This is a genomic window from Pseudoxanthomonas spadix (assembly GCF_003703395.1).
In the GTDB taxonomy this organism is placed as follows: domain Bacteria; phylum Pseudomonadota; class Gammaproteobacteria; order Xanthomonadales; family Xanthomonadaceae; genus Pseudoxanthomonas_A; species Pseudoxanthomonas_A spadix.
Genome location: NZ_RDQN01000004.1, coordinates 148,614 through 160,749 on the forward strand (window position 1 = coordinate 148,614; position 12,136 = coordinate 160,749).

9 protein-coding genes, 4 tRNA genes and 3 other RNA genes are annotated in these 12,136 nt (G+C 64.8%); all 16 read left to right on the top strand.

All coding sequences use genetic code 11. The features are described from left to right. Window positions 1-49: 49 nt before the first annotated feature. The 16 genes from ychF to rpoB all read left to right on the top strand — a co-directional run bounded on the left by ychF (window position 50) and on the right by rpoB (window position 12,061). Window positions 50-1,141, top strand: coding sequence for a redox-regulated ATPase YchF (gene ychF / locus D9R12_RS07965; protein WP_014161397.1), 1,092 nt, complete (start codon window positions 50-52; stop codon window positions 1,139-1,141). 282 nt (window positions 1,142-1,423) lie between these two features. After that, window positions 1,424-1,509, top strand: a tRNA-Tyr gene (locus tag D9R12_RS07970). Between the two features lie 40 nt (window positions 1,510-1,549). After that, window positions 1,550-1,682, top strand: a non-coding RNA gene (locus tag D9R12_RS07975) — RtT sRNA. Window positions 1,683-1,722: 40 nt separating this feature from the next. Further along, a non-coding RNA gene (locus tag D9R12_RS07980) (RtT sRNA) lies at window positions 1,723-1,855 on the top strand. A 40-nt stretch (window positions 1,856-1,895) separates the two neighbouring features. Next, window positions 1,896-2,028: non-coding RNA, RtT sRNA (locus D9R12_RS07985), on the top strand. A 35-nt stretch (window positions 2,029-2,063) separates the two neighbouring features. Continuing rightward, window positions 2,064-2,137: transfer RNA gene (locus D9R12_RS07990), tRNA-Gly, on the top strand. Between the two features lie 51 nt (window positions 2,138-2,188). After that, window positions 2,189-2,264 (top strand) — tRNA-Thr (locus D9R12_RS07995). A gap of 52 nt (window positions 2,265-2,316) precedes the next feature. Next, on the top strand, window positions 2,317-3,507 hold the full coding sequence (gene tuf, locus D9R12_RS08000) for an elongation factor Tu (protein WP_014161396.1): 1,191 nt from the start codon (window positions 2,317-2,319) through the stop codon (window positions 3,505-3,507). A 222-nt stretch (window positions 3,508-3,729) separates the two neighbouring features. After that, window positions 3,730-3,805, top strand: a tRNA-Trp gene (locus D9R12_RS08005). A 63-nt stretch (window positions 3,806-3,868) separates the two neighbouring features. Then, window positions 3,869-4,261 carry a preprotein translocase subunit SecE gene (secE, locus tag D9R12_RS08010; RefSeq protein ID WP_014161395.1) on the top strand — a complete coding sequence of 131 codons (393 nt, stop codon included), beginning with the start codon at window positions 3,869-3,871 and terminating at the stop codon, window positions 4,259-4,261. Between the two features lie 13 nt (window positions 4,262-4,274). Further along, window positions 4,275-4,832, top strand: a complete 558-nt coding sequence (nusG, locus tag D9R12_RS08015; protein WP_014161394.1) for a transcription termination/antitermination protein NusG — start codon at window positions 4,275-4,277, stop codon at window positions 4,830-4,832. Between the two features lie 208 nt (window positions 4,833-5,040). Continuing rightward, on the top strand, window positions 5,041-5,469 hold the full coding sequence (rplK, locus tag D9R12_RS08020) for a 50S ribosomal protein L11 (protein WP_014161393.1): 429 nt from the start codon (window positions 5,041-5,043) through the stop codon (window positions 5,467-5,469). 3 nt (window positions 5,470-5,472) lie between these two features. Further along, window positions 5,473-6,171, top strand: coding sequence for a 50S ribosomal protein L1 (gene rplA, locus D9R12_RS08025; protein WP_122229640.1), 699 nt, complete (start codon window positions 5,473-5,475; stop codon window positions 6,169-6,171). A gap of 496 nt (window positions 6,172-6,667) precedes the next feature. Further along, the gene (gene rplJ / locus D9R12_RS08030) at window positions 6,668-7,207 is read left to right on the top strand and encodes a 50S ribosomal protein L10 (RefSeq protein ID WP_122229642.1); all 540 of its coding nucleotides are present in this window, start codon (window positions 6,668-6,670) and stop codon (window positions 7,205-7,207) included. A gap of 42 nt (window positions 7,208-7,249) precedes the next feature. After that, entirely contained in the window at window positions 7,250-7,618 is a 369-nt protein-coding gene (rplL, locus tag D9R12_RS08035; RefSeq protein WP_014161390.1) for a 50S ribosomal protein L7/L12, read from the top strand. 285 nt (window positions 7,619-7,903) lie between these two features. After that, window positions 7,904-12,061 carry a DNA-directed RNA polymerase subunit beta gene (gene rpoB / locus D9R12_RS08040; protein ID WP_014161389.1) on the top strand — a complete coding sequence of 1,386 codons (4,158 nt, stop codon included), beginning with the start codon at window positions 7,904-7,906 and terminating at the stop codon, window positions 12,059-12,061. Window positions 12,062-12,136 lie beyond the last annotated feature (75 nt).

A 12,136-nucleotide genomic window follows, 5' to 3' on the forward strand; every position in this document is an offset into this window, starting at 1 on the left:
CGTGGTTTGGCAAGTCCCGGGTCCCGGGTCCCGAGTCCCGGAGACCGTCATGGGAATTAAATGCGGCATCGTGGGCCTGCCGAACGTCGGCAAGTCGACCCTCTTCAACGCGCTGACCAAGGCCGGCATCGCCGCGGCCAACTTCCCGTTCTGCACCATCGAACCCAACGTGGGCATCGTGCCGGTGCCCGATCCGCGGCTGAAGGCGCTGGCCGAGATCGTCAAGCCGCACAGGGTGGTGCCCACGGCAGTGGAGTTCGTCGACATTGCCGGCCTGGTGGCCGGCGCGGCCAGCGGCGAGGGCCTGGGCAACAAGTTCCTCTCGCATATCCGCGAAGTCGATGCGATCGCCCACGTGGTGCGCTGCTTCGAGAACGACGACGTGATCCACGTCAATAACAAGGTCGACCCGATCTCGGACATCGAGACCATCGATACCGAGCTGGCCCTGGCCGACCTTGACAGCGTGGAAAAGGCGCTCAACCGCGCCGAACGCAGCGCCAAGGGCGGGGACAAGGAAGCGGCCGCACGCAAGCCGGTGCTGGCCAGGCTGCAGGCCGCGCTCAACGACGGCATCCCCGCCCGCCGCGCGGGCCTGGACGAGGAACAAAGGGCGCTGGTGCGCGATCTGTTCCTGCTGACCCTCAAGCCGGTGATGTACATCGCCAACGTGCTCGAGGACGGCTTCGAGAACAACCCGCACCTGGATGCCGTGCGCGCCCGCGCCGAGCAGGAAGGCGCGCGCGTGGTCCCGGTCTCGGCCGCGATCGAGGAAGAGCTGGCGCAGCTGGACGACGCCGACCGCGATGCCTTCCTGGCCGACCTGGGGCTGGAAGAGCCCGGCCTGAACCGGGTGATCTACGCCGCCTACCAGCTGCTGGGCCTGCAGACCTACTTCACCGCCGGAGTGCAGGAGGTGCGCGCGTGGACGGTCAAGGCCGGCTCGACCGCGCCCAAGGCGGCAGCGGTGATCCATACCGACTTCGAGAAGGGCTTCATCCGCGCCGAGACGATGAGCTACGACGATTTCATCAAGTACAAGGGTGAAGCCGGCTGCAAGGAAGCCGGGCGCCTGCGCCTGGAAGGCAAGGACTACAAGGTGCAGGAAGGTGACATCCTGCATTTCCGCTTCAACGTGTGAGCGAATTCTGAGGCGCGCAGGACCCGCGTGGCCGGCGGCGCGGGTGCGGTGTGCGTTGGAACAAAGCCCGGGTGCTTCCCGTGACCGCACATGCCTGCCACAATGCGCGCCCTGCGATCGCACCGCCGCGGGCGGTCCTTGCAGCGGGCGGGTGCCAGATCCGGCGCGCCGGCCGTCTCGGGCAGGAAATCGGTGATTTGTCGTTGACAGGGCATGGATCTGGCGCCAGAATCTCCGGCTGTTTCACCCCGGCCCCACCAGGTCGGGACCCCAGGCAGGATCGGAGGGATACCCAAGCGGCCAACGGGGGCAGACTGTAAATCTGCTGGCTTACGCCTTCGGTGGTTCGAATCCACCTCCCTCCACCAAATTGCAGGATCCGGATGTGGCAGTTGCTGGCGATGTTCGGACAAGCGGAGCGCGAGGTGGGTGAGAACCGCCGAGTGGTTCGACAGAAGTCCCGAAGGGGCTTCTGAACGCACCGGAGGTGCGGCCCGGAGGGCGAGGGACGAAGTCCCGAGTCATCCACCTCCCTCCACCAAATTGCAGGATCCGGATGTGGCAGTTGCTGGCGATGTTCGGACAAGCGGAGCGCGAGGTGGGTGAGAACCGCCGAGTGGTTCGACAGAAGTCCCGAAGGGGCTTCTGAACGCACCGGAGGTGCGGCCCGGAGGGCGAGGGACGAAGTCCCGAGTCATCCACCTCCCTCCACCAAATTGCAGGATCCGGATGTGGCAGTTGCTGGCGATGTTCGGACAAGCGGAGCGCGAGGTGGGTGAGAACCGCCGAGTGGTTCGACAGAAGTCCCGAAGGGGCTTCTGAACGCACCGGAGGTGCGGCCCGGAGGGCGAGGGACGAAGTCCCGAGTCATCCACCTCCCTCCACCAATTTCATCAGTTTTTCGTTGTTGCGGTATCCCGGCGCGGGAGTAGTTCAACGGTAGAACCTCAGCCTTCCAAGCTGATGGTGCGGGTTCGATTCCCGTCTCCCGCTCCATTGAGCTTCCATCGTCGTCAGCTTGCGCCGCAGCGACACCAAGGGTTTCACGCTCACGTAGCTCAGTCGGTAGAGCACCTCCTTGGTAAGGAGGAGGTCGAAGGTTCGATTCCTTTCGTGAGCACCATCCAAGCAGTCCCGTTTCACCCTCTTATCTAACGATCCGAGAATACGCAGCCATGGCAAAGGGTAAGTTCGAGCGCACCAAGCCGCACGTGAACGTGGGCACCATCGGTCATGTGGACCATGGCAAGACCACGCTGACCGCCGCACTGACCAAGGTCAGCGCCGAGCGTTTCGGTGGCGAGTTCAAGGCCTATGACGCGATCGACGCGGCGCCGGAAGAGAAGGCACGCGGGATCACGATCTCCACCGCGCACGTGGAATACGAATCGGCCAACCGCCACTACGCGCACGTGGATTGCCCGGGCCACGCCGACTATGTCAAGAACATGATCACCGGTGCGGCGCAGATGGACGGGGCGATCCTGGTGTGCTCGGCCGCGGACGGCCCGATGCCGCAGACCCGCGAGCACATCCTGCTGGCCCGCCAGGTGGGCGTGCCGTACATCGTGGTCTACCTGAACAAGGCCGACCTGGTCGACGATGCCGAGCTGCTCGAGCTGGTCGAGATGGAAGTGCGCGAGCTGCTGAGCAAGTACGACTTCCCCGGCGATGACACGCCCATCGTCACCGGCTCGGCCCGTTTGGCGCTGGACGGCGACCAGAGCGAGATCGGGGTGCCGTCGATCCTGAAGCTGGTCGAGGCGCTGGACACCTGGATCCCGCTGCCCGAGCGCGACGTGGACAAGGCGTTCCTGATGCCGGTCGAAGACGTGTTCTCGATTTCCGGCCGCGGCACGGTGGTGACCGGCCGGATCGAGCGCGGCGTGATCAAGGTCGGCGACGAAATCGAGATCGTGGGCATCCGCCCGACTCAGAAGACCACCGTGACCGGCGTGGAGATGTTCCGCAAGCTGCTGGACCAGGGCCAGGCAGGCGACAATGCCGGTCTGCTGCTGCGCGGCACCAAGCGCGACGACGTCGAGCGTGGTCAGGTCCTGTGCAAGCCCGGTTCGATCAAGCCGCACACCGAGTTCGAGGCCGAGGTCTACGTGCTGAGCAAGGACGAGGGCGGCCGCCACACCCCGTTCTTCAAGGGCTACCGTCCGCAGTTCTACTTCCGCACCACCGACATCACTGGTGCGGTGCAGCTGCCGGAAGGCACCGAGATGGTGATGCCGGGCGACAATGTGAAGATGGTGGTGGCGCTGATCAACCCGGTGGCGATGGACGAGGGCCTGCGCTTTGCGATCCGCGAAGGCGGCCGCACCGTCGGCGCCGGCGTCGTGTCCAAGATCATCAAGTGATGTGACGGCGCGTTCGCGCACCCGCGCGAACGCCTTTGCCGGAACATCATCCCCGCGCAGGCGGGGATCCAGGTGGACGCGAAGGCTTTGCCGGAACATCATCCCCGCGCAGGCGGGGATCCAGGTGGACGCGAAGGCTTTGCCGGAACATCATCCCCGCGCAGGCGGGGATCCAGAACCGGCACAGGCGAGCTCTGATTCGCCTGTGCCTTTGCAGTTAATACGCCAGTAGCTCAATTGGCAGAGCAGCGGTCTCCAAAACCGCAGGTTGGGGGTTCGAGTCCCTCCTGGCGTGCCACTGTCCCGTTCGTCCCGTCGCCGACCGGCGCCGGTGCAGTGCAAGGCGGCACATTCGAGTTCAATGAACAGCAAGATCCAGCAATCCAAGGCGGCAGGCACCTCCGGCGCCGACATGGCCAAGTATGTGGCGGCCGCGGCACTGGTGGTGGCAGGCCTGGTGGTGTGGTGGTGGTTTGCCGGTCAGTGGGCCACGCCGCTGCGTGCACTGGCGGTCGTGGCGGGCCTGGTGGCTGGTGCTGCGGTGTTCATTTCCACGGCCAAGGGCAAGGACACGCTCGAGTTCCTGTCCGAATCCCGCTTCGAGCTGCGCAAGGTGGTCTGGCCCACGCGCCAGGAATCGCTGCGCATGACCTGGGTGGTGATGGTGGTGGTGTTGATCCTCAGCCTGATCCTGGCTGGCTTCGATTTCGGCATCCAGTGGATGATCGAAAAACTGTTCACGATGGGTCGTTGAGGAGAATTGAGCTGTGAAGCGTTGGTACGTGGTACATGCCTATTCGGGCTTCGAGAAGTCGGTGGCGCAGGCGCTGCGCGATCGCATCGTCCGCAACGGCATGGAGGAGCGCTTCGGTGACGTGCTGGTGCCGACCGAGGAGGTCGTGGAGATGCGCGCCGGCCAGAAGCGGCGCTCCGAGCGCAAGTTCTTCCCCGGCTACGTGCTGGTCCAGATCGAGACCCACGAGGAAGGCGGGATCCCGCGCATCGACAACGAGTCCTGGCACCTGGTGAAGGAAACCGGCAAGGTCCTGGGTTTCATCGGTGGCACCGCCGACCGTCCGTTGCCGATCCGAGACGAAGAGGCGGCCGCCATCCTGGATCGTGTTCAGGAAGGCGTGGAAAAGCCCCGTCCCAAGGTGCTGTTCGAGCCGGGCGAGCTGGTCCGGGTGGTCGATGGCCCGTTCAACGACTTCAACGGCGTGGTCGAAGAGGTCAACTACGAGAAGAGCCGCCTGCGCGTGGCCGTGCTCATCTTTGGCCGCTCCACCCCGGTGGAGCTCGAATTCGGCCAGGTCGAGAAGGCCTGATCCGGGTCGCCCGGCGCCGCCCACGCGCGCGCCGGGTGGCAAAAAACCTGATATAGTGCGCGGCTCCCTGTCCGGTCGAGCCGGGCAAGCCAATGGCCACCCTCGCAGGTGGCCTTTGTCGCAAGCGATACGCGATGTCGGGACGCGTGATTTTCCCGATCCGATGGGGAGCCTGAAGCCCAGGCGCTAGTACCCGGAGAGCATTGAAATGGCAAAGAAAGTTGTCGGTTACATCAAGCTGCAGGTGAAGGCCGGCCAGGCCAATCCCTCGCCGCCGGTCGGCCCTGCGCTGGGTCAGCGCGGCCTGAACATCATGGAGTTCTGCAAGGCGTTCAACGCCGCCACGCAGAAGCTCGAGCCGGGTCTGCCGACCCCGGTCATCATCACGGCCTACTCGGATCGTACCTTCACCTTCGTCACCAAGTCGACCCCGGCTTCGGTCTTGCTGAAGAAGGCCGCTGGCGTCGCCTCCGGTTCCAAGCGCCCGAACACCGAAAAGGTGGGCAAGGTCACCCGCAAGCAGCTGGAAGAAATCGCCACTGCCAAGCAGGCCGACCTGACGGCCGCCGAACTGGAAGCAGCGGTGCGTACGATTGCGGGCTCGGCCCGTTCCATGGGTCTGACGGTGGAGGGCTGAGAGATGGCATTGAGCAAGCGACAGAAGGCCATCCAGGCCGCCGTAACCCCCGGCAAGGCATATGCCTTTGACGAGGCCGTGAAGATCCTCAAGGGCGCCACCAGGTCCAAGTTCGTCGAATCCATTGACGTGGCCGTGCGCCTGGGCGTGGACGCCAAGAAGTCCGACCAGCAGGTGCGCGGTTCGACCGTGCTGCCGGCCGGTACCGGCAAGTCGGTGCGGGTGGCGGTATTCGCCCCGGCCGGCGCCAAGGCTGACGAAGCCCTGGCCGCTGGCGCCGAAGCGGTCGGCATGGACGATCTGGCCGAGAAGATGCAGGCCGGCGACCTGAACTACGACGTGGTCATCGCCACCCCGGACGCCATGCGCGTGGTCGGCAAGCTGGGCCAGCTCCTCGGCCCGCGCGGCCTGATGCCCAACCCCAAGGTCGGCACGGTCTCGCCGAACCCGGGTGAGGCGGTGAGGAATGCCAAGTCGGGCCAGGTCCGCTACCGCACCGACAAGGGCGGCATCATCCACTGCACCATCGGCAAGGCCTCCTTCGAGGACGAAGCGCTGAAAGACAACTTGCAGGCACTGCTGGCTGACCTGGTCAAGGCCAAGCCGTCCACCGCCAAGGGCCAGTACCTGCAGAAGATCTCGCTCAGCTCGACCATGGGCCCCGGCGTGACCGTGGACCAGTCCTCGCTGAGCCTGAAGTGACGATTTGACCCGCGCGCCTTGCGCGCGGCTTTGTCAAATCGTCATCCCCGCGAAGGCGGGGATCCAGCGACTTGAAGCAACGCTTCGGGTCGCCGGAAAGATTCAAGTCGCCGGGCTCTCCGCTTGACCAGCCATCCGGCTGTTAAGAGCCGCGGGGATGACGGTGAAAAGTTTGGGGGCGGTCGTGAAAGGCTTCATTGGCCAAAAGCGACAGCCGTCAAAGACCGCAGGTGCGGTCAGCGCGCTCCGACGACGGGCAGGGAAGCTCGGTCCTGGCAGGGATTCGGCGTCGGCGCTAGCGGGACTGCTTGATTGGCCTGATGGCCAGCCCGCGCAGATGGTGCCGCCTTCATCGGTTTGTTCTGGTTTCCCGGTTCGGGCGCCAGTTGATAAGGCCACCAGATGGGGTGCATCGCATCCCCGGCGTCCAGGATGGACGCTGCCCTGGACCGCAAGCGGCAGGAGCCGTGAGCGGAGTTCACAAGAGGAGTGATTAATGGCTCTCAATCTGTCCCAGAAGCAAGAAGTTGTCGCCGAGCTGGCAGAGGTCGCCGCCAAGGCGCACTCCTTGATCGCCGCCGAGTACGCAGGCACCACGGTCAGTCAGATGACCGCGATGCGCAAGCAGGCGCGTGAGTCCGGCGTGTACCTGCGGGTCGTCAAGAACACCTTGGCCGCCCGTGCAGTGGAAGGTACCGAGTACGAGTGCACCAAGGACTCGTTGGTCGGCCCGCTGCTGTACGCGTTCTCGACCGAGGAGCCCGGCGCTGCCGGTCGCCTGATCAAGGAATTCGCCAAGAGCAACGACAAGCTGCAGCCCAAGGTGGTCGCCGTCGGTGGCCAGCTGTACCCGGCCAGCCACGTCGACGTCCTGGCTTCGCTGCCGACCCGCGATCAGGCCCTGGCCATGCTCGCCCGCGTCCTGGCTGAACCTGCCGCCATGTTCGCCCGCGCCGTCAAGGCCGTGGCCGACAAGCAGGGCGGTGGTGACCAGGCAGCGTCGGTCGAGGCGCAAGCCCCGGCTGAAACGGCTTAATTTCCGTATCCCATTCCAGAATATTGACCGAAGGTAATTACAATGTCCCTGTCCAACGAACAGATCGTCGACGCCATCGCCGAAAAGACCCTCATGGAAGTCATGGAGCTGGTCAAGGCGATCGAAGAGAAGTTTGGCGTGTCCGCCGCCGCCCCGGTTGTTGCTGCTGGCCCGGCCGCCGCCGCTGCCGTGGTTGAAGAGCAGACCGAGTTCAACGTCATCCTCAAGGAAGCTGGCGCCAAGAAGGTCGACGTCATCAAGGCTGTCCGTGTCATCACCGGCCTGGGTCTGAAGGAAGCCAAGGACCTCACCGAGGCCGGTGGCGTGCTCAAGGAAGGCGTGTCGAAGGAAGACGCAGAAAAGATGAAGAAGGACCTCGAGGCCGCAGGCGCGACCGTCGAAGTGAAGTAACCGCAATTCGTCGCCAGGTTGCATCGGCGACACCCACAGGCCGGGGGCGAAAGCCCCTGGCCTTCGGTCGTTGTTGAAAGGCGCTCGCAAGGACCGCAGCGCAGGTGCAGTGGGCCGCGGACGCGGCCGAGAAAACCCACGAGTTGGTAGTTGGAAGTAGCGGGAGATGGCGTGCTGGTGCCGGCAATACCAGCGACTTCCAACTGACAGTTCTTCCCATTCGAAAGAATGTTCCCCCTGGGGCCGCGGACGCGTGGCTCCTCAGATGCCAGAGGCAATGTCCCCATGTCGACGACATACTCGTTCACGGAAAAAAAGCGCATCCGCAAGGACTTCGGCAAGCAGCGGTCGATCCTGGAGGTCCCGTTCCTGCTCGCCATTCAGGTCGATTCCTACCGCGACTTCCTGCAGGAGCGCGTTGACCCCGCCAAGCGCCAGGACCGCGGCCTGCACGCCGCGCTGAAGTCGGTGTTCCCGATTTCCAGCTACTCCGGCAACGCCGCGCTGGAATATGTCGGCTACAAGCTGGGCGAGCCGGCGTTCGACGAGCGCGAGTGCCGCCAGCGCGGCATGAGCTACGGCGCCCCGCTGCGGGTGACCGTGCGCCTGGTGATCTACGACCGTGAGTCCTCGACCAAGGCCATCAAGTACGTGAAGGAGCAGGAGGTCTATCTGGGCGAAATCCCGCTGATGACCGACAACGGCACCTTCATCGTCAATGGCACCGAGCGGGTGATCGTCTCCCAGCTGCATCGTTCGCCGGGCGTGTTCTTCGACCACGACCGGGGCAAGACCCACAGCTCGGGCAAGCTGCTGTACAGCGCCCGCATCATTCCCTACCGCGGCTCCTGGCTGGACTTCGAGTTCGACCCCAAGGACGCGCTGTTCACCCGCATCGACCGTCGCCGCAAGCTGCCGGTGTCGATCCTGCTGCGCGCGCTGGGCTACAACAACGAGGAGATGCTCAACCATTTCTTCGAGATCAACACCTTCCACATCGACCCCAAGGAAGGCGTGCAGCTTGAGCTGGTGCCCGAGCGCCTGCGCGGCGAAACGCTGAACTTCGACCTGGCCGATGGCGACAAGGTCATCGTCGAGGCCGGCAAGCGCATCACCGCCCGCCATGTCAAGCAGCTCGAGGCCGCTGGCGTGGCCGCCCTGGCCGTGCCGGACGAATACCTGATCACCCGCATCTTGTCGCACGACGTGGTCGATCCGGCGACCGGCGAACTGCTGGCCAGTGCCAACGATGAGATCACCGAAGAGCAGCTGGCCGCGTTCCGCAAGGCCGGCGTGGAAACGGTCGGCACCCTGTGGGTGAACGACCTGGACCGTGGCGCCTACCTGTCCAACACCCTGCGCATCGATCCGACCAGGACCCAGCTCGAAGCGCTGGTGGAGATCTACCGGATGATGCGTCCGGGCGAGCCGCCGACCAAGGACGCCGCGCAGAACCTGTTCCACAACCTGTTCTTCACCTTCGAGCGCTATGACCTGTCCAGCGTCGGCCGCATGAAGTTCAACCGCCGCGTGGGCCGCAAGGAAACCACCGGCGAGTCGGTCCTGTACGACCACAAGTACTTCAGCGCCCGCAACGACGAGGAATCCAAGCGTCTGGTCGCCACCAATGGCGATACCTCGGACATCCTGGAAGTGATCCAGACCCTGACCGAGATCCGCAACGGCCGCGGCGTGGTGGACGACATCGATCACCTGGGCAACCGGCGCGTGCGTTCGGTCGGCGAAATGGCCGAGAACGTGTTCCGCGTGGGCCTGGTCCGGGTCGAGCGTGCGGTCAAGGAGCGCCTGTCGATGGCCGAGTCCGAGGGCCTGACCCCGCAGGAGCTGATCAACGCCAAGCCGGTGGCCGCGGCGATCAAGGAATTCTTCGGTTCCTCGCAGCTGTCCCAGTTCATGGACCAGAACAACCCGCTGTCGGAAGTCACCCACAAGCGTCGCGTCTCGGCCCTTGGCCCGGGCGGCCTGACCCGCGAGCGCGCCGGCTTCGAAGTGCGCGACGTGCATCCGACCCATTACGGCCGGGTCTGCACCATCGAGACCCCGGAAGGCCCGAACATCGGCCTGATCAACTCGCTGGCCGTGTATGCCCGCACCAACGCCTATGGCTTCCTCGAGACGCCGTACCGCAAGGTCGTGGACGGCCAGATCACCGACGAGATCGAATACCTCTCGGCGATCGAGGAGAACGAGTACGTCATCGCCCAGGCCAATGCGCTGCACGATGCCAAGAGCCGTCTGACCGAGCAGTTCGTGCCGTGCCGCTTCCAGGGCGAATCGCTGCTCAAGCCGCCGGCGGAAGTGGACTTCATGGACGTCTCGCCCATGCAGACCGTGTCCATCGCCGCCGCGCTGGTGCCGTTCCTGGAGCACGATGACGCCAACCGCGCGCTGATGGGCGCCAACATGCAGCGCCAGGCCGTGCCGACGCTGCGTTCGCAGAAGCCGCTGGTCGGCACCGGCATCGAGCGCGCCGTGGCGCGCGACTCCGGTGTGACCGTCAACGCCCGTCGCGGCGGCGAGGTGGTGCAGATCGATGCGGCGCGCATCGTGGTCAAGGTCAACGAGGAGGAGATCTCCGGCGAGCACGATGCCGGCGTGGATATCTATTCGCTGATCAAGTACACCCGCTCCAACCAGAACACCTGCATCAACCAGACCCCGCTGGTGAACGTGGGTGACGTGGTGGCCCGTGGCGACGTGCTGGCCGACGGCCCGTCCACCGACATCGGCGAACTGGCCCTGGGCCAGAACATGCTGATCGCGTTCATGCCGTGGAACGGCTACAACTTCGAAGACTCCATCCTGCTGTCCGAGCGCGTGGTGGAAGAGGATCGCTACACCACCATCCACATCGAGGAACTCACCGTCCAAGCGCGCGACACCAAGCTGGGTCCGGAGGAGATCTCGGCCGACATTCCCAACGTGTCCGAGAGCGCACTGAACCGCCTGGACGAATCCGGCGTGGTGTACATCGGCGCCGAAGTGCGCGCTGGCGACATCCTGGTCGGCAAGGTCACGCCCAAGGGCGAGAGCCAGCTGACCCCGGAAGAGAAGCTGCTGCGCGCGATCTTCGGCGAGAAGGCTTCGGACGTGAAGGACAGCTCGCTGCGCGTGCCCCCGGGCATGGACGGGGTGGTCATCGACGTGCAGGTCTTCACCCGTGACGGCATCGAGAAGGACAAGCGCGCGCGCCAGATCGAGGAATCGGAGATCAAGCGGGTCAAGAAGGACTTCGACGACCAGTTCCGGATCCTGGAGAACGCGATCTTCGCGCGTCTTCGCGGGCAGCTGGTGGGCAAGGTCGCCAACGGTGGCACCAACCTGAAGAAGGGCGACACCATCACTGACGCCTACCTGGACGGCCTGAAGAAGGCCGACTGGTTCGCGATCCGCATGAAGGACGACGACGCTGCCGACGCCATCGAGCGCGCCCAGAAGCAGATCCAGGCGCACGAGAAGGAGTTCGAGCGTCGCTTCGCCGACAAGCGCGGCAAGATCACCGCCGGCGACGACCTGGCCCCGGGCGTACTGAAGATGGTCAAGGTGTTCCTGGCCGTGAAGCGGCGGATCCAGCCGGGCGACAAGATGGCCGGCCGTCATGGCAACAAGGGCGTGGTGTCGACCATCGTGCCGGTGGAGGACATGCCGTACATGGCCAACGGCGAGACCGTGGACATCGTGCTGAACCCGCTGGGCGTGCCTTCGCGCATGAACATCGGCCAGGTCCTGGAAGTGCATCTGGGCTGGGCCGCCAAGGGCCTGGGTCGCAAGATCCAGGGCATGCTCGAGGCCCAGGCTGCGGTGAGCGACCTGCGTGCCTTCCTGGCCCAGATCTACAACCACGACCAGAAGCTGGGCGAGGACCGCGTGGACCTGTCGCAGTTCAGTGACGCCGAGCTGATCGCCCTGGCCAAGAACCTCACCGATGGCGTGCCGATGGCCACCCCGGTGTTCGACGGCGCGGCGGAAAGCGAGATCAAGCACATGCTCGAGCTGGCCGACCTGCCCACCAGTGGCCAGACCCAGCTGTATGACGGGCGCACCGGCGAGGCATTCGATCGCCACACCACCGTGGGCTACATGCACATGCTCAAGCTGAACCACCTGGTCGACGACAAGATGCACGCCCGTTCGACCGGCCCGTACTCGCTGGTCACCCAGCAGCCGCTGGGCGGCAAGGCGCAGTTCGGTGGCCAGCGCTTCGGCGAAATGGAAGTCTGGGCGCTGGAAGCCTACGGCGCGGCGCACACCCTGCAGGAAATGCTCACGGTCAAGTCCGACGACGTGCAGGGCCGCAACCAGATGTACAAGAACATCGTCGATGGCGAACACGAGATGGTCGCGGGCATGCCGGAGTCCTTCAACGTGTTGGTGAAAGAAATCCGCTCGCTGGCCATCAACATGGAGCTGGAAGACAACTGATGTAGCCGGGATTCGGGACCGGGGACCCGGGACCCGGGAAAGTCAGGAGCCAGGTGCTTTTGACTTTCCGGGTCC

Bases quoted from the DNA above. Each gene is read 5' to 3' on its own strand.
- rplL (WP_014161390.1), top strand. From the start codon at position 7,250: ATGTCCCTGTCCAACGAACAGATCGTCGACGCCATCGCCGAAAAGACC.
- rplK (WP_014161393.1), top strand. From the start codon at position 5,041: ATGGCAAAGAAAGTTGTCGGTTACATCAAGCTGCAGGTGAAGGCCGGC.
- tuf (WP_014161396.1), top strand. From the start codon at position 2,317: ATGGCAAAGGGTAAGTTCGAGCGCACCAAGCCGCACGTGAACGTGGGC.
- ychF (WP_014161397.1), top strand. From the start codon at position 50: ATGGGAATTAAATGCGGCATCGTGGGCCTGCCGAACGTCGGCAAGTCG.
- rplJ (WP_122229642.1), top strand. From the start codon at position 6,668: ATGGCTCTCAATCTGTCCCAGAAGCAAGAAGTTGTCGCCGAGCTGGCA.
- secE (WP_014161395.1), top strand. From the start codon at position 3,869: ATGAACAGCAAGATCCAGCAATCCAAGGCGGCAGGCACCTCCGGCGCC.
- rplA (WP_122229640.1), top strand. From the start codon at position 5,473: ATGGCATTGAGCAAGCGACAGAAGGCCATCCAGGCCGCCGTAACCCCC.
- rpoB (WP_014161389.1), top strand. From the start codon at position 7,904: ATGTCGACGACATACTCGTTCACGGAAAAAAAGCGCATCCGCAAGGAC.